The organism is Larsenimonas suaedae, from assembly GCF_023712105.1.
GTDB lineage: Bacteria > Pseudomonadota > Gammaproteobacteria > Pseudomonadales > Halomonadaceae > Larsenimonas > Larsenimonas suaedae.
On sequence record NZ_JAMLJI010000004.1, the window covers coordinates 57,572 to 74,207 of the forward strand.

The following is a 16,636-nucleotide window of genomic DNA, read 5'->3' on the forward strand; positions in this document are numbered from 1 at the left end:
ACGGCGCCCCTTCGGGGGCGCTTTTTTTGGCGCGTACCGTGCGTGAGTGGCGCCCCCTGCCCGGGAGTTATAGGGTGACAGGACTGAACCGCACCGATTCACGATTCACGACCCGGCGAGACGCCGAGGGAAGCGCCCATGACTCCGCAGGACCTACTGGCCGAACTGGTGAGCTTTGACACCGTCTCGCGCCATTCCAATCTCGAGCTGATCGAGTACATCGAGCGTTATCTGAATGCGTTTGGGGTGACCAGCCAGCGCATCGAAAGCGATGACGGCTCCAAGGCCAATCTCCTGGCCCGCATCGGGCCGAACGTCGAGGGCGGGGTGGTGCTGTCCGGCCACACCGACGTGGTGCCGGTCGATGGCCAGCCGTGGTCGAGCGAGCCGTTCACGCTGACCGAGCGCGACGGCAAGCTCTACGGGCGTGGCAGCTGTGACATGAAAGGCTTTATCGCCTGCGCGCTGGCCGAGGTGCCAACGTGGGTAACGCTTAATCTGACCCGGCCGATCTGGCTGGCGTTTTCCTATGACGAGGAAGTCGGCTGTGTCGGCGCCCCTCGGATGATCGAGCGTCTGGTCGCCGAGTGCCCGCGCCCGGCCGCAGTGATTGTCGGCGAGCCGACGATGATGCGCCCGGTCACGCAGCAAAAGGGCATTACCTCGCTTCGAACCACGGTGACCGGGGTCGAGGCGCACTCGAGCCAGGTCGATCAGGGCATCTCCGCGATTCACGTTGCGGCGCGGCTGGTTGCGAAGATCGAGGACATCATGGTCGAGCGTCAGGCGGCCGGCTGCTGCAACGAGGCGTTCAATGTGGCGCACTCGAGCCTGCACGTCGGCAAGATTCAGGGCGGCACCGCGATCAACATCATGGCGCGCGAGTGCAGCTTTGACTGGGAAATTCGCCACCTGCCGGAAGAAACGTTCGAGGCCGTGTTCGAGCACGTGCGCGCCTACAGCGAGTCGCTCGAGTCGACGCTCAAGGCGCGTGACGCGCGCGCAGCGATTACCACCGAGTTTCTGACGCACACCGTGCCGGGGCTTGCCGGCAGCGAGAACCTCCGGGCGATCGCGCTGTGCGATGCACTCCTTGGCAAGACGCCCCTCGACGCGGTGGCCTACGCAACCGAGGCTGGCCAGTTTCAGAACGCCGGCATCGAGGCGATTATCTGCGGGCCTGGCAGCATCACCCAGGCGCACCAGCCCGATGAGTACATTACCTGCGAGCAGCTGGCGCTCGGCGCTGACTTCATGCGCCGTCTTGGCCCGCACCTGACCGAGGCGCCTGCATGACGAATACGCCGTGAGCGCCTTCGGAGGCGATAGGCACAGAGGTGATCGGCACAGAGGTAATAGACATAGAGGCGATAAACATCAGGCATAAAAAAACGGCCACCCCGAATGGGGTGGCCGTTTCGTTGATACGCAAGGCTTGGCTCAGCACTCGACGGCGTTGACCGCCAGACCGCCCTTGGACGTTTCCTTGTACTTGTCCTGCATGTCGCGGCCGGTATCGCGCATGGTGCGGATAACCTTGTCGAGCGAGATGAAGTGCTGGCCGTCGCCACGAAGCGCAAGCTGTGCGGCGTTGATCGCCTTGACGGTCGCGATGGCGTTGCGCTCGATGCAGGGCACCTGCACCAGACCACCGACCGGGTCGCAGGTCAGGCCAAGGTTGTGCTCGAGGCCGATTTCCGCGGCGTTCTCGACCTGCTCGGGCGTGCCGCCCATCACTTCGGCAAGCCCGGCCGCAGCCATGGCGCAGGCCGAACCGACTTCACCCTGGCAGCCGACTTCGGCGCCGGAGATGGAGGCGTTTTTCTTGCACAGTACGCCGATCGCGCCGGCGGCGAGCAGGAAGTCGACCGCATCACGCTCGCTCGCGCCCTGCTGGAACTTCATGTAGTAGTGCAGTACCGCCGGAATGATGCCGGCCGCGCCATTGGTGGGCGCGGTGACCATGCGGCCACCGGCGGCGTTTTCTTCATTGACGGCGAGGGCGAAGATGTTGACCCACTCCATCGCCGAGAAGGTGGAGGCGATCAGACACGGATCGTTTTCCGCCTTTTCAAGCCGCTGGTGCAGCGTGCGGGCGCGTCGGCGCACGTTGAGCCCGCCCGGCAGAATACCTTCATTGGTCAGGCCATTCTGAATGCATTCGCACATGGCGCCCCAGATGGTCCAGAGCTTGCTGCGCACTTCCTCTTCGCTGCGCCAGACCAGCTCGTTGGCCATCATCAGCTCGCTGATGCGCATGTTGTGCGTCTTGCAAAGGTTCAGCAGTTCGACGGCAGTGTCGAAGTTGTAGGGCAGTGTCACGTCGGTATCGAGCGGTGTGTCACCTGCCTGCGCCTGAGCTTCGTCGATGATGAAGCCGCCGCCGATCGAGTAATACGTGTTTTCGTACAGCAGATCGCCGTTCGCGCCGTAGGCGTGCAGCGACATCGCATTGGGGTGGTAGGGCATCGGGTCATCGAAGAACTGCATGTCCCGCTCCCATACGAACTCGGCCGTGGTCTCACGACCGAGCTGCAGCTGGCCGTCGGCCTTGAGCGCGGCGATGGACGGATTGATGATGTCCGGATCGATGCTGTCGGGGCGCTCGCCCATCAGGCCCATGATCACGGCGTTATCGGTGCCGTGACCTACGCCGGTCGAGGAAAGCGAGCCGAAGAGCTTCGCTTCGACGCGATGGACGTCCTGCAGCAGGTGCTTCTCCCGCAGGGTCTTTTGATAGTCGAAGGCCGCTTGCATGGGGCCAACGGTATGAGAACTCGAGGGCCCGACACCGATCTTGAACAGTTCGAATACGCTGATTGGCATTGAAACCTGCTCCTGTCTTGTTATCACCCGCTACCGCGTAGGTAACGGGCCGAATGAGCGGAGAGCGGCGCGTCTGCGCCGTCAGTGTTTTAAAATCACGGTCCGTCCGGCGTGCAGGAACACACGCCGTTCGATGTGGTACCCAATGGCACGCGCAAGCGTCAGACACTCGACGTCGCGGCCCTTGACCACCAGGTCCTCGGGGTAGTGAGCGTGATCCACGGCATCGACCCCTTGGGCGATGATGGGACCTTCATCCAGGTCGTCGTTGATGTAGTGCGCGGTGGCACCCACCAGCTTGACGCCCTTTTCATAGGCTTGGTGATACGGCTTGGCGCCTCTGAAGCCGGGGAGCAACGAGTGATGAATGTTGATGGCTCGGCCGCTTAGACGGTGGCAGAGCTCCGGCGACAGCACCTGCATGTAGCGCGCAAGCACCACCAGTTCGGCATCGACCTCATCGATCAAGGCCCGGATGCGCGCTTCCTGCGCCCGCTTGGTGTCGGGCGTGACCGGGAAGTGGTAATAGGGCAGCCCGTGCCACTGGGCCAATGGCTCAAGATCCCGGTGGTTCGAGACGATGCCCTTGATGTCCAGCGGCAGCTGGCCGGTGCGGTGGCGATAGAGCAGATCGTTCAGGCAGTGATCGGCCTTGGAGACCATGATCAACGTCTTGACCCGCTTGTCGGCGGGCGTCAGTTCGAACGTCATGGCAAAGGGCGCGGCACGCTCTGAAAAGGCCGTTTCGAACTCGGCCTGATCGAAGGTTGCCGTGTCGTCTGCGGTGAACGCCGCCCGAATGAAGAATCGGCCGGCGCGCGGGTCATCGAACGAGCTGATTTCGGTGATGTAGCAGCGTCGCTCCTTGAGAAAGCGGGTCACTACATCGACTGAACCGAGCTGGCTTTCGCACTGCGCTGAAAGTATCCAGGTAGACGCTTTTGCCGTCATGACGCCTCCACTCCTTGCCAAAACGCCGTCGTGCACGCACGTACGACGCCCTCCGTGTCCAGGAACTCGGAAGTTTAAAAAAACAGAAACTGGAAAAAAGGCCGACCCGGACGGGCCGGCCTTTACAGGGTCAGGCGCGCTCTTGCGTCACACCGTATTCGGCGGCTGCGTCGAGCAGCCAGCGGTAGGTGTAGTCGGCGAAGCTGCGACGCACGACCAGTTCCCAGTGATCCTCGGCCGGGCGCCGAATGATGGCGGTGGCCTTGGCAAAGACCGTGGTCACGCCCTTGCCGACCGGGAACGCGGACGGATGCACGTCATAGACCACGGACTTCATCAGCACTTCCCGAGCGTTGGTGCCGGACAGCGTCAGAACGGTCTGGCCGCCGCTGACGTTGACGATGCTGAAGTGCGCATCACCGAGCGCCTTGCGAAGCTTGGCTTCGAGCTCGAACTCTTCGCCACCGGGCACGATCACCAGCCACTCGTCCGGGCCAAGCCACTGAACCGAGTGCGTGCCGGCATCGTTCTGGGTCATCGTGTTCGGGCGGCCCGGCAGGGCGATACCGAGAACGTCACGAACGGCTTCGTCGAGCACGATGGCACCGCCGCGCAGGATCAGGTGACCCAGAAACGCCTTCTCGGCGATGCGCACGCCGGGGTTTGGCCCGGCGGGGCGTGATTCATGGTGCTGGTGTGTCCATGCCATCGGCGACTCGGCGCCTTCCTGACTGACCGGACGGCAATCGAATTCTTTGATATTAGACATTTTGACGCTCCCACTTGGGATCAAGAAATACCGGGCTGACGATTTCTGCTTCATGCACCGTGCCATCGACCATCGGCATGTAGACGGTCTGACCCATGCGCTCGTGACCACCCTTGACGACCGCAAGTGCGATGCCGTGCTTCAGGTGCGCACTGTAGTAGCTTGACGTCACGTGGCCGACCATGGTCATCGGGATCGACTGGTTCGGGTCGAACACGATCTGGGCGCCTTCCTCGAGCACCACGCTTGGGTCCTTCGGCTTGAGGCCAACAAACTGCTTGCGGTCCTTGCGCGAGGTGTCGGGACGCGTCAGAGCGCGCTTGCCGATCCACTCGAACGGCTTGTCGTAGCCCACGGCCCACTGAAGACCAAGGTCTTCCGGCGTGACGGAACCATCGGTGTCCTGACCGGCGATGATCAGACCCTTCTCGGCACGCAGTACGTGCATGGTTTCGGTGCCGTACGGGGTCAGGCCGTATTTCTCGCCCTTGTCGAACAGCTCGAGCCAGACCTTCATGGCGTAGTTGGCTTGAACGTTGATCTCGTAGGCCAGCTCGCCGGTGAACGAGATTCGGAAGATGCGCGCCGGTACGCCGGCCACGGTGCCTTCCTTCCAATCCATGAACTTGAACGACTCACGGTCCAGATCCAGATCGGTGGTCACTTCTTCCATCAGCTTCCGCGCGTCCGGGCCGGTCACGGTCATGGTGGCCCAGTGATCGGTTACGGAGGTGAAGTAGACGTCGAGTTCCGGCCATTCGGTCTGATGCCAGACTTCCAGCCACTCGAGCACGGACGCCGCGCCGCCAGTGGTGGTGGTCATCAGGAAGTGGTTCTCGCCGAGGCAGCTGGTGGTACCGTCGTCCATCAGCATGCCGTCGTCTTTACACATCAGGCCGTAACGAACGCGACCCGGCGCGAGCTTGGCCCACTTGTTGGTGTAGACGCGGTTGAGGAATTCACGAGCGTCCGGACCCTGGATGTCGATCTTGCCGAGGGTGGAGGCGTCCAGAATGCCGATTTTCTCGCGCACCGCGAGGCACTCGCGGTTCACGGCCTCGTGCATCGTTTCCTTCTTGCCGTTGACGGTTTTCGGGAAGTACCACGGGCGCTTCCACTGACCGACGTCCTCGAATTCAGCGCCGTGCTCGACGTGCCACTGATGCATGGCGGTGTAACGCTCGGGGTCGAACAGCTCACGGCAGTGACGGCCGGCGATGGCGCCGAAGGTGACCGGCGTGTAGTTCGGGCGGAACACGGTGGTGCCGACTTCCGGGATGCTGCGCTTCAGGATGCGCGCGGCAATCGCCATGCCGTTGATGTTGCCGAGCTTGCCCTGGTCGGTGCCGAAGCCGAGCGCGGTGTAGCGCTTGACGTGCTCGATGGACTCGAAGCCTTCACGGGTCGCGATGTCGATGGCAGAGGCCGTGACGTCGTTCTGGAAGTCGACGAACTGCTTGGGCGCACGCAGCGTGTCCTTGGTGTGTGGCACCTGGTAAAGCTCGCAGCTCGGGCCTTCCTTGAGGGCGTCGACCTTCGGCGCTTCGGTTTTCTTGCTGCCGTCGAGGCTGCCGAGATCGCTGAGTGCCTGTTCGGCGGCGGCGGCGGCGTTTTCGAGCACGCTTTTCAGATCGAAGGTGCCGGTGACGCTGCCAGCAGGTGTCAGACCACGAACGTCGCCGGGGACGAAACCAAGCACGTCGTCACGCCACTGCGGACGGGTACCGGTGTGCGAGGACAGGTGCACGACCGGGCTGTAGCCACCGGAGCTTGCGATGGTGTCGCACTCGATGTCCTGAACCTTGCCGGTGACCTTGAAGCCCTGCGGATCGATTTCGGCAACGCATGCGCCAGAGACGCGGTTGGTGCCCTTGCCTTCGATCACGGCACTGCCGGTGATGATCTTGATGCCGAGGTCACGGGCCTGATCGATCAGGCTGCCTTCGGGCGATTTGCGCGCATCGACGATGGCGGCGACCTTGCGGCCGGCTTCGTGCCAGTCAAGTGCTGCGCGATAGGCGTGGTCGTTGGTGGTCGTGAGGACCAGCGTGTTGCCCGGTACCACACCGTAGCGACGGATGTAGGTCGAGACAGCGCCGGCGACCATGTTGCCCGGAACGTCGTTGTTGGCATAAACCAGCGGACGCTCGTGCGTGCCGGAGGCCAGAATCACGCGCTTGGCGCGAACGCGGTGCATGCGCGAGCGAACCTGCGGGCGGCCGTTGATCGGCGTGGCGCGGTCCCAGACATGCTCGGTGCGGCGCTCGTGCAGGGTCACGAAGTTGTGATCGTGCAGGCCGTTGGCGGTGGTGCGCGGCAGCAGTTCGACGTTGTCGAGCTGTGTCAGTTCCTCGAGCACCTCGGCGACCCAGCGTGCGGCCGGCTTGCCGTCGATCAGCTCGCGGCTGTCGAGCAGGGCGCCGCCCATTTCTTCCTGTTCGTCGCAGACAATGACGCGCACGCCACTGCGACCGGCAGACAGCGCCGACATCAGACCCGCCGCGCCGGCACCGACGATCAGAACGTCGCAGTGCTGGTTCAGGTGGTCATAGGTGTCCGGATCGTTTTCACGCGGGCTGCGGCCAAGACCGGCGCCCTTGCGGATGTACTTTTCGTACGTCATCCACATGGAGGCCGGGGCCATGAAGGTCTTGTAGTAGAAGCCCGGCGGCATGAACCCACCGCCCATCTTGCCGACCATGCCCATCAGGTCGCGCTGAACGTTGGGCCAGCCGTTGGTGCTCTTGGCGACGAGGCCTTCATAGAGCGCCTGCTGAGTGGCACGCACGTTCGGCACCTGAGTGGACTCGGTCGAACCAAGCTGCACCAGCGCATTGGGCTCTTCGGCACCTGCGGCGACGACGCCACGCGGACGCGAGTACTTGAAACTGCGGTTGACGATGTCGACGCCGTTGGCGAGCAGGGCCGAGGCCAGTGTGTCGCCTTCAAAGCCTGTGTAACGGGTGCCGTTGTAGGTGAACGTGAGCGGCCGCTTACGGTCGATGCGTCCACCCTTGGCAAGACGATTAGCCTGTGTCATGCCTGTTCCTCCTCGTTCAGTGATTCGCTCTCGGGACGTGCGCCAACGGTCTGCCAGCCGCTTGTTTCTGCCTGGACGCCGGACTGACGTTTCAGGTCCCCAACGTTTTCAGCGGTAACCGACGGGCGCTCACCCATCTTGTACGTCTCGTAGATTTCATAAGTTGCGGAGTTGCGCGTCATGTTGAAGAACTTGCGGCAACCGACCGCGTGCAGCCACATCTCGTGGTGAACGCCGCGCTCGTTATCACGGAAGAACAGGTAGCCGCCCCATTCGTCGTCGGTGCTGTTCGCCGGGTCCGCCGGACGGCGCAGGTGCGCCTGACCGCTCGGGTGGAACTCTTCTTCTTCGCGGTACTCGTCGCAGTACGGGCAATAGATATGAAACATGCTGCAATCTCCTCAGTGAGCGACGCCAGCGGCACCGTGTTCGTCCACCAGTGCGCCCGTATTGAAACGGTCGATCGAAAATGGCGCGGCAATGGGGTGGGCTTCGTTCTTGGCAAGCGTTGCCGCGAAGATATGACCGGAACCTGGCGTGGCCTTGAAGCCACCGGTACCCCAACCGCAGTTGAAGAACATGCCCTTGACCGGCGTTGCCGAGATGATCGGGCTGGCGTCCGGGCAGGTATCGACGACACCACCCCACTGACGGTTCATGCGGACACGCGAGAAGATCGGGAACATCTCGACGATGGCCTGAAGCGTATGCTCGACCGTCGTGTAGCTGCCGCGCTGACCGTAGCCGACGTAGCCATCGATACCGGCGCCGATGACCAGGTCACCCTTGTCCGACTGGCTGACGTAGCCGTGAACGTGGTTGGACATGACCACGGTGTCGAGGACCGGCTTGAGCGGCTCGGAGACCAGGGCCTGCAGCGGGTGCGACTCGAGCGGCAGCTTGAAGCCGGCCATCTTGGCAAGTACGCCCGAGTTACCGGCCGCGACGCAGCCCACGGTCTTGGCTTCGATGTCACCGCGGTTGGTGTGCACGCCATAGACGCGGCCGTCACGGATCTTGAAGCCGGTCACTTCGGTGTTCTGCAGAAGGTCAACGCCCATGGCGTCGGCTGCACGGGCAAAGCCCCAGGCGACGGCGTCGTGACGCGCAACACCACCACGTGGCTGCCAGGAGGCGCCCATGACCGGGTAACGTGCGTTCTTGGAGCAGTCGAGAATCGGAACGATGTCCTGCACGCCCTTGGCGTCGAGCACTTCACCGTCGACGCCGTTCAAGCGGTTGGCGTTGACGCGGCGCTGGATGTCGCGCATGTCCTGCAGGGTGTGGCCCAGGTTGAGGACGCCACGCTGGGAGAACATGACGTTGTAGTTCAAGTCCTGCGACAGACCTTCCCACAGCTTCATCGAGTGCTCGAACATCGCTGCGGCTTCGTCCCACAGGTAGTTGGAACGAACGATGGTGGTGTTACGCGCGGTGTTACCGCCGCCCAACCAGCCTTTCTCGATCACGGCAACGTTGGTGATGCCGTGTTCCTTGGCCAGGTAGTAGGCCGTGGCCAGCCCGTGACCGCCGCCGCCGACGATGATGACGTCGTACTGCTTCTTGGGCGTTGGGTTGCGCCATTGACGCTCCCAGTTCTCATGGTGGCTCATCGCATGCTTGACGAGCCCGAATCCTGAATAACGCTTCATGTTTATCTCCAAAGAACGCCGATCCGTTCTTGTCAGGCAATCAGAGGGCGGTGGCGTTTTCGTCGGCCATCGCGGAAGTTTTGGCGTCCCCGTAGACGGGGTAACGAGCGCAAAGGCGTGCGACCTGGTCGCGAACCTCGGCTTCGACCGCCTCGGTGGCATCGCCCTGTTCGAGCGCATCGAGTACGTCGCAGATCCAGCCAGCAAGCTGCACACAGTCGGCTTCGACCATGCCGCGGGTCGTGATGGCCGGTGTGCCGATACGAAGACCGGAGGTCACGAACGGGCTCTGCGGATCGTTGGGTACGGTGTTCTTGTTGACCGTGATGTGCGCGCGACCGAGCGCGGCGTCGGCGTCCTTGCCGGTAATGCCCTGCTTGATCAGCGACACGAGGAACAGGTGATCGTTGGTGCCACCGGACACCACGTCAAAGCCTCGCTCGATGAAGGTCTCGGCCATGACCTGAGCATTGGCCAGCACCTGACGCTGATAGTTGACGAAGTCCTGACACATCGCTTCCTTGAACGCCACGGCCTTGGCCGCGATGACGTGCATCAGGGGGCCGCCCTGCTGGCCGGGGAATACGGCCGCATTGAGCTTCTTGTACAGGTCGGCGTCGCCATTGGCTGAAAGAATCATGCCGCCACGCGGGCCGCGCAGGGTCTTGTGCGTGGTGGTGGTCACGACGTGGGCGTGGGGCAGCGGGCTCGGGTAGAGGTCCGCCGCGACCAGGCCGGCCACGTGAGCCATGTCGACCAGCAGCCACGCACCGACGTTGTCGGCAATGGAGCGGAACCGGCGCCAGTCGATCACGCGCGAATAGGCAGAAAAGCCCGCGATGATCAGCTTGGGCTGGTGTTCGTTGGCCAGGCGCTCGACGTCGTCGTAGTCGATTTCGCCGGTCTCGGGGTCGAGGCCGTATTGAATGGCGTTGTAGTGCTTGCCGGAAAAGTTCGGCGCCGCGCCGTGGGTCAGGTGGCCACCGTGGGCAAGGCTCATGCCGAGCACGGTGTCGCCGGGCTTGACCAGCGCCATGAAGACCGCTGCGTTCGCCTGGGCACCGGAGTGCGGCTGAACGTTGGCGTAGTCGGCCCCGAACAGGTCGCAGGCGCGCTCGATCGCCAGCTGCTCGGCCTTGTCGACGAACTCGCAGCCGCCATAGTAGCGACGGCCCGGATAGCCTTCGGCGTACTTGTTGGTAAGCTGTGAGCCCTGGGCCTGCATCACCGCCCGACTGGTGTAGTTTTCGGACGCGATCAGCTCGATGTGCGCTTCCTGGCGCTCGACCTCTTCGGTGATGGCGGCCGTGATCAAGGGATCAAAGACGTTCAGATCATCATGGTTCATGGAAGTACCCGGCATCTTGTGATTGTTCGGCCCAAGCGGCCTTGCAGGCGGGACTTGGACAATGCGCGTCGGCTGGCGCCGATTCCGGTGGGATGGCGCGTCCGTGATGGGCTCATCATTGGCTGGATCGAGAGGCAAATGATTGAACGTTTGCGTCAGTTCTTTTGTAAGAAACCACGAATGACGCTAATTTTTTGAATTTGCGTCATTTTTTGGTAACAAAGCGCGTTATTCATTAGTCGTGCATGTCGCGCTGAGATACACCGATGTCGCGGCTGTTATCGGTCGCTGTGGTCGTCGATGTGCAGGAAGAAGGGGTCTACCAGCGGCGTGTGCGCCGTTTTTGAACGTTTGCGCAATTCCGACGGGGAGACGCCGAAGGCGTCGCGGAAATGACGCGAGAAATGGGCGGTGTCGGAAAAGCCGCAGCGGTCGCCGATGTCGGTGACGCTTGCCTGAGTGTAGCTCAATAACCAGTACCCGTAGCGAAGGCGCAGGTCGCGGGCAAATTTCTGTGGGCTCATGCCGAGCTGATCGCGAAAGCGGCGCTCGAGGCTCCGTCGGGAGGTGTTGAGCCGGCTGGCCAGCTCATCGACGCTCAGGATGGTACCGAGGTGCTGCTCAAGCGTCGAAATGGCCCGTCGCACCAGCGGGTCGACCACCCGGTTGAAGATCACGGGCTGAGGCTGGGGGTGCGAGGCCTCCCGGGGCTCATCGATCAGCATGATGTGCAGGCTTTTTCGTGCCCATGAGCGGCCCAGATGGCGCTCGATCAGATACGCCGCCAGGTCGGCGGAAGCGATGCCGCCGGCGCAGGTCAGGCGGTCGCCGTCGTCCAGGTAGAGCTGATCGGCGACCGGCTCGATGTCGGGGTAGCGCGAGGCCAGGTCGCGGTGATGGTACCAGCTGATGCAGCAGCGCCGGCCCTCCATCAGCCCGGCCTGAATCAGCGGGAAGGCCCCGGTGCAGATACCGATCAGCGGCACGCCCTTGTCGGCGGCGAGGCGAAGATAGGCGAGGGCGTCCGGGTCCTGCGGGTCGTCGTGCTCCTCGTCTGACAGCACCCCGCCGATCACGACGATGTAATCGAAGCGCTCGGGGGCGCTCAAGGGCTCGCAGTCGGTCATGACCGCGCCGCAGCTGGAGGTGACGTTCTGGCCCTGAGTGGTCATGAAACGCCACTGACAGTGCACCTGCCGGCTCCGGTCGCCGTCATCGGCGGCCAGGCGCAGGCAGTCGACGAACGCCGAGAAGGGCAGCATGGTGAAACGCTGCAACAGAACGAACCCCACCGACAGGGGCGCGCATTGGGGCGCACTGGCATCTAACAGCATGACTCGGCCATCCGGGGACACGTTGATCCGTATTGTTGTTGTCGTGGCACCAAGGCGGCAGGCGCGCGGTGCAGTTGTTGGGCGACAAGAATAGTGCGGACGGCAAGGCGGTGTCGATACGCTCTTCAGCTCGATGCGTGCTTCAGGGCGAGGGGCTCACCCGAACGGTCGGGCTGCCGTCAGTCTCCTCAAGCCCCGGCGCATGATCGAGGCGGCGCTCATGGTCATCGAACAGGTGACATGGGCCATCGATGGCGAGGCGAATGGGCCCGTCGGCGATAACGCCTTCGGCCTTGAGTTCGGCCATCGGTCGACGCGCCGTCACCGGTGTATCGTGGCCGGGCAGACGCACATGCACCAGCGCCTCGGTGCCAAGCGGCTCGATCAGATCGACCGTGCCGGACAGCGCGCCGTCTGCGTCCAGGCGCAGATGTTCCGGGCGAATGCCCAGCGTTCGGGCCTGCGCAAGCACCGCGTTTGAGCCCGTAAGCTGACGGTGACCGCGTAGAAAGGCCAAACCGCCCTCATGATGCACCGGCAGCAGGTTCATGGCCGGTGAGCCGATGAATCGGGCCACGAAGCAGCTGGCCGGACGTTCGAACAGCGCCATCGGCGTGCCGATCTGCTCGATCCGCCCGTCTCGCATCACCACCAGTCGGTCTGCAAGCGTCATGGCCTCCACCTGATCGTGGGTGACGTAAAGCATGCTGGCCCCGAGGCGCTTTTGCAGCCGGCGGATTTCGAGGCGCATCTGCACTCTGAGCGCGGCGTCCAGGTTCGACAGCGGCTCATCGAACAGAAACACCCTGGGTTCTCTCACGATCGCTCGGCCCATGGCGACGCGCTGGCGCTGGCCGCCGGAAAGCTGTTTCGGCCGCCGGTCGAGCAGATGCTCGATGCCAAGCAGGGTGGCGGCTTCCTTGACCCGGCGCGAGATTTCCGCCCGCGGCCGCTTTTGAAGCGTGAGCGCGTAGGCCATGTTGCCGAATACGCTCATGTGCGGGTAGAGCGCGTAGTTCTGAAACACCATCGCCACGTCGCGCCTGGCGGGCTCGAGCGTGTTGGCCGGTTGGTCGCCAAGCGTCAGCGTACCGCCGCTGATCGATTCGAGCCCGGCCACCATGCGCAGAAGCGTCGATTTCCCGCAGCCGGACGGCCCGACCAGTACCATCAGTTCGCCATCCTCGAGGGTCAGGTCGATACCGTGCACGGCGCGCTGGCCGCCGGGATAGGTTTTCGTGAGCTGCTCGCAGGCAAGCGTTGCCATGTCAGGGCCTCCTTGGGGGCGGGGTCATTTATCGAGGTCGGTCAGCCCGCGCACGAAAAACCGCTGGAAGGCAATGATGACGGCGACCGGCGGCAGAATCGTCAATACGGCCATGGCGGTGGCAAGCTGCCACGGCGGCAGGGTGTCGGTGGCCTGTACGAAGTTCTTGAGACTGATGACGGCGGTGGCGTGCTCGGGGGAGTTGGCCGCGAGCAGCGGCCACAGGTACTGGTTCCAGCCGTAGAGGAACATGATCACAAAAAGCGCCGCAAGATTGGTCCTTGAAAGCGGTATGACGAAATCCTTTAAAAAGCGCAGTGGCCCGGCGCCGTCGAGCCGGGCAGCCTCGATCAGCTCCTGAGGCAGGCTCATGAAGCTCTGGCGCAGTAGAAAGGTCGCGGTGGCCGAGGCGATCAGCGGCAGGATCATGCCGGCGTAGGTGTCGATCAGGCCAAAGCGGGCCACCACGCTGTAGGTCGGGACGATGCGCACCTCGATCGGCAGCATCAGCGTTACGAAAATCAGCCAGAAACACAGCGTGCGGCACGGAAATCGAAAGAAGACGATGGCGTAGGCGGCCAGCAGTGAAATGGCGATCTTACCCACTGCGATGCCCAGCGCCATGATCAGGGAATTCAACAAGAGCCGGAGCGCGCTGACGCCGAGCCCGCTGATGGGCTCGCTCAGAAGCTGCCAGTAGTTGGCAAGCCCTTCGTCTCCAAACCACAAAGGCGCCACGCCGCTTTGAAGCGCGCCCGCGCTGTGGGTTGACGCAGTGAGGGCGAGCCAGACCGGCAGGCCGAACACGAGCACGCCGAGCACTAAAATCACATGAGTGAGCCGGTCAAGACCCGGGCGGGAGTAGCGCATCAGTACTGCACCTGGCGTTCGATGTAGCGAAACTGGACGACGGTGAGTAGCCCCACCAAAGCCATCAACAGCACCGACTGTGCGCTCGAGCTTCCAAGGTCTCGGGCGACGAAGCCGTCTTCATAGAGTTTGTAGACCAGCGTGCGCGTTGCCCCGCCCGGCCCGCCAAGGGTGGTGTTGTCGATGGTGGCGAAGGTTTCGAACAGTACGTAGACGGTGTTCATCACCAGCAGAAAGAACGCGGTGGGCGAGAGCAGCGGCAGCGTGATGGTCGCAAAACGCTTGAAGGGGCCGGCGCCGTCGATGGCGGCGGCCTCGAGCAGCGAGGCCGGAATCATCTGAAGGCCTGCCAGAAAGAACACGAAGTTGTAGCTCATCTGCTGCCAGACCGAGGCGATCACCACCAGCAAGAGCGCTTGAGTCGGGTCGAGGTGCACGTTCCAGTGCACGCCGATCAGCGCGAGCCCGTGCGACAGCACACCGAGCACCGGGTCGAACATGAACAGCCACAAGAGCCCCGCTACTGCCGGGGCGACGGCGTAGGGCCAGGTCAGAAGCACCCGGTAGAGTTTCGAGCCGCGAAGAACCCGGTCGGCCAGCACCGCAAACAGCAGTGCCAACCCCATGGCGCCGGCCGCAACCGCGATGCTGAAGATCAGTGTGACGCCGGCGGCGCGCCAATACTCGGCGGTTGCCAGCACACGCTCGAAATTGGCAAGACCGACAAAGCGTTCGCCGAGGCCGAAGGCGTCCTGTACGTAAAACGCCTGACGCAGCGAGGCAAACGCGGGCCAGAAGAAAAACAGGGCGACGATGACGAGCTGCGGCGCGAGCAGAAGCCATGGGGTCAGGCGGTGACGTTCGAATACGGTCATGACGACGTTCGCAGGCGACGTGCGCCGCCCGCGACCTTGATCAGAGGGTTACTGGCCGACGCTTTGCTGAAATTGCGTCAACTGCGCGTTGCCCCGCTTTGCGGCGTTATCCAGTGCCTCGGGCACGGAGTCGCGGCCGTTGAAGGCGTTTTCCAGCGCGTCAGCAATGATGTTTCGAATCTGCGGCATGTTGCCAAGGCGCAGGCCGCGACCGTTGTCGTTCGGGGTGCCGCGGGTCAGCTGATTGATCGCCACGTCCGCGCCGGGGGTCTTGTCATAAAAGCCTTGCTGCTTGAGGCGCTCGAACGCGGCGGTGGTGATCGGCACATAGCCGGTAAAGCTTGCCCAATCGGCCTGAACCTCGGGCGAGGCGACGAAGTTCAGGAACCTGGCCACGCCCTTGTAGACCTCGTCGCGTTGACCCTTCATGACCCACAGCGACGCGCCACCGATGATCGAGTTCTTCGGCTGATTGATCGCCTCCTGATCGAAGGGCATCGGCGCGATGGCGAATTCGAAGTTGTCGGCCGAGGCGTCCTTGATGCCGGCCTGGGAGGCGGATGATGTGGTCAGCATCGCGCAGCGACCGGACTGAAAGCGCTTGGTGCCATCATCGCCGCGGCCGCCGTATTCGAACGCGTGCGTTTTTTGCCAGTCGGCGAGCTGCTGGATGTGGGCGACGGTCTCGGGCTGCTGATTGAACACCATCCGGGTGTCGGTGCCGTCGAAGCCGTTGGCCTTGGTGGCGAAGGGCAGGTCGTTGATCGCGCTGAAGTTCTCAAGCTGAGTCCAGCTCGGCCAGGCGGTGGTCAGGCCGCACTCGGACGCGCCGCTTTCCACCAGTGTCCGGGCATCGTCGCCCAGCTCGTTCCAGGTCTTCGGCGGCGCGTCGATGCCGGCTTTCTTGAACGCGTCCTTGTTGTAGTAGAGCACCGGGGTCGAGGAGTTGAACGGCATCGACAGCATGTGGCCGTCGGCGCTGGTGTAATAGCTTTTCACCGCCGGCAGGAAGGCGTTGGGATCAAACGGCGTGTCGGTGTCCTTCATCAGCTCATGAACCGGGTAGATCGCGCCCTTGGCGCTCATCATGGTCGCGGTGCCGACCTCGAACACCTGAGTGATGGCCGGCGCCTTGTTCGCGCGGAAGGCCGCGATGGTGGCGGTCAGGTTGTCGCTGTAGCTGCCCTTGTAGACCGGCTTGACCACGTACTGATCCTGGGAGGCGTTGAACGCATCGGCGATCTCATTGACCTTGTCGCCCAGCACGCCTTCCATGGCGTGCCACCAGGTGATGGTGGTCGCGGCGTGTACAGGTGTTGCAAGGGGCGCGGTGGCCAGAATCAGGGCAGACAGTAGACGGTTGAAGCGCACGAGGTATCTCCGGGCGGGCAGGTGAGAAAAATCTCATACGAGCGTAAGTCGGCAAGATGTCAGCCCGGTGGCGCCTTGATGACAGTGTGATGTCACCGCCGCGGGCTACGCACGATGTGCTGTAGTTGAGCTACCCCCTCTAACAGATAGGCCTCGTGGGCTAATTGAGGCCGTGGCTTGCGAAGTGAACCGGTAAAAGGGGTGGTTAAAGTGCACCACTTAGGTCGATGGTGGTGTAATTTGGCAACGCCCGGTTCCGCGATGGTCTGGTTTATAGAACGACGCATCGCGGGCATTCTGTCGTTATTGAAACCGTTCCCATTCGACGTGATT

13 protein-coding genes are annotated in these 16,636 nt (G+C 63.0%); 1 reads left to right on the forward strand and 12 read right to left on the reverse strand.

Features of this window, described 5'->3' with window-relative positions; genetic code table 11:
• Positions 1-138 precede the first annotated feature (138 nt).
• Positions 139-1,296, forward strand: a complete 1,158-nt coding sequence (argE, locus tag NAT49_RS11965; protein ID WP_251594499.1) for an acetylornithine deacetylase — start codon at positions 139-141, stop codon at positions 1,294-1,296.
• 144 nt (positions 1,297-1,440) lie between these two features.
• Here the strand turns inward: argE and NAT49_RS11970 are convergent, their stop codons facing one another.
• The 12 genes from NAT49_RS11970 to ugpB all read right to left on the reverse strand — a co-directional run bounded on the left by NAT49_RS11970 (position 1,441) and on the right by ugpB (position 16,303).
• Positions 1,441-2,826 (reverse strand): L-serine ammonia-lyase, encoded by a 1,386-nt coding sequence (locus tag NAT49_RS11970; protein ID WP_251594501.1) that lies wholly within the window; start codon positions 2,824-2,826, stop codon positions 1,441-1,443.
• Positions 2,827-2,907: 81 nt separating this feature from the next.
• Entirely contained in the window at positions 2,908-3,777 is an 870-nt protein-coding gene (purU, locus tag NAT49_RS11975; protein ID WP_251594503.1) for a formyltetrahydrofolate deformylase, read from the reverse strand.
• 130 nt (positions 3,778-3,907) lie between these two features.
• The gene (locus tag NAT49_RS11980; RefSeq protein ID WP_251594505.1) at positions 3,908-4,546 is read right to left on the reverse strand and encodes a sarcosine oxidase subunit gamma; all 639 of its coding nucleotides are present in this window, start codon (positions 4,544-4,546) and stop codon (positions 3,908-3,910) included.
• Positions 4,539-7,586, reverse strand: a complete 3,048-nt coding sequence (locus NAT49_RS11985) for a sarcosine oxidase subunit alpha (protein ID WP_251594507.1) — start codon at positions 7,584-7,586, stop codon at positions 4,539-4,541. Before NAT49_RS11985 ends, NAT49_RS11980 begins: the two co-directional genes overlap by 8 nt.
• Positions 7,583-7,975 (reverse strand): sarcosine oxidase subunit delta, encoded by a 393-nt coding sequence (locus NAT49_RS11990; RefSeq protein ID WP_251594509.1) that lies wholly within the window; start codon positions 7,973-7,975, stop codon positions 7,583-7,585. The genes NAT49_RS11985 and NAT49_RS11990 overlap by 4 nt, the downstream gene beginning before the upstream one ends.
• Before the next feature lie 12 nt (positions 7,976-7,987).
• A complete protein-coding gene (locus NAT49_RS11995) occupies positions 7,988-9,238 on the reverse strand; it encodes a sarcosine oxidase subunit beta family protein (protein WP_251594511.1) in 1,251 nt (416 codons plus the stop codon).
• 40 nt (positions 9,239-9,278) lie between these two features.
• The gene (glyA, locus tag NAT49_RS12000) at positions 9,279-10,586 is read right to left on the reverse strand and encodes a serine hydroxymethyltransferase (RefSeq protein ID WP_251594513.1); all 1,308 of its coding nucleotides are present in this window, start codon (positions 10,584-10,586) and stop codon (positions 9,279-9,281) included.
• A 278-nt stretch (positions 10,587-10,864) separates the two neighbouring features.
• Positions 10,865-11,920 (reverse strand): GlxA family transcriptional regulator, encoded by a 1,056-nt coding sequence (locus NAT49_RS12005; RefSeq protein WP_251594514.1) that lies wholly within the window; start codon positions 11,918-11,920, stop codon positions 10,865-10,867.
• Between the two features lie 142 nt (positions 11,921-12,062).
• Positions 12,063-13,187, reverse strand: coding sequence for an ABC transporter ATP-binding protein (locus NAT49_RS12010; protein ID WP_251594517.1), 1,125 nt, complete (start codon positions 13,185-13,187; stop codon positions 12,063-12,065).
• A gap of 24 nt (positions 13,188-13,211) precedes the next feature.
• Positions 13,212-14,057, reverse strand: coding sequence for a sn-glycerol-3-phosphate ABC transporter permease UgpE (gene ugpE, locus NAT49_RS12015; RefSeq protein WP_251594519.1), 846 nt, complete (start codon positions 14,055-14,057; stop codon positions 13,212-13,214).
• Positions 14,057-14,932, reverse strand: a complete 876-nt coding sequence (gene ugpA / locus NAT49_RS12020; RefSeq protein WP_251594521.1) for a sn-glycerol-3-phosphate ABC transporter permease UgpA — start codon at positions 14,930-14,932, stop codon at positions 14,057-14,059. Before ugpA ends, ugpE begins: the two co-directional genes overlap by 1 nt.
• Before the next feature lie 48 nt (positions 14,933-14,980).
• Positions 14,981-16,303 (reverse strand): sn-glycerol-3-phosphate ABC transporter substrate-binding protein UgpB, encoded by a 1,323-nt coding sequence (gene ugpB, locus NAT49_RS12025; protein ID WP_251594523.1) that lies wholly within the window; start codon positions 16,301-16,303, stop codon positions 14,981-14,983.
• Between the last annotated feature and the right edge of the window lie 333 nt (positions 16,304-16,636).

What these genes read in the sequence shown, in the direction of transcription:
- argE (WP_251594499.1), top strand. Translation starts at nt 139, where the DNA reads ATGACTCCGCAGGACCTACTGGCCGAACTGGTGAGCTTTGACACCGTC.
- NAT49_RS11970 (WP_251594501.1), bottom strand. Translation starts at nt 2,826, where the DNA reads ATGCCAATCAGCGTATTCGAACTGTTCAAGATCGGTGTCGGGCCCTCG.
- purU (WP_251594503.1), bottom strand. Translation starts at nt 3,777, where the DNA reads ATGACGGCAAAAGCGTCTACCTGGATACTTTCAGCGCAGTGCGAAAGC.
- NAT49_RS11980 (WP_251594505.1), bottom strand. Translation starts at nt 4,546, where the DNA reads ATGTCTAATATCAAAGAATTCGATTGCCGTCCGGTCAGTCAGGAAGGC.
- NAT49_RS11985 (WP_251594507.1), bottom strand. Translation starts at nt 7,586, where the DNA reads ATGACACAGGCTAATCGTCTTGCCAAGGGTGGACGCATCGACCGTAAG.
- NAT49_RS11990 (WP_251594509.1), bottom strand. Translation starts at nt 7,975, where the DNA reads ATGTTTCATATCTATTGCCCGTACTGCGACGAGTACCGCGAAGAAGAA.
- NAT49_RS11995 (WP_251594511.1), bottom strand. Translation starts at nt 9,238, where the DNA reads ATGAAGCGTTATTCAGGATTCGGGCTCGTCAAGCATGCGATGAGCCAC.
- glyA (WP_251594513.1), bottom strand. Translation starts at nt 10,586, where the DNA reads ATGAACCATGATGATCTGAACGTCTTTGATCCCTTGATCACGGCCGCC.
- NAT49_RS12005 (WP_251594514.1), bottom strand. Translation starts at nt 11,920, where the DNA reads ATGCTGTTAGATGCCAGTGCGCCCCAATGCGCGCCCCTGTCGGTGGGG.
- NAT49_RS12010 (WP_251594517.1), bottom strand. Translation starts at nt 13,187, where the DNA reads ATGGCAACGCTTGCCTGCGAGCAGCTCACGAAAACCTATCCCGGCGGC.
- ugpE (WP_251594519.1), bottom strand. Translation starts at nt 14,057, where the DNA reads ATGCGCTACTCCCGCCCGGGTCTTGACCGGCTCACTCATGTGATTTTA.
- ugpA (WP_251594521.1), bottom strand. Translation starts at nt 14,932, where the DNA reads ATGACCGTATTCGAACGTCACCGCCTGACCCCATGGCTTCTGCTCGCG.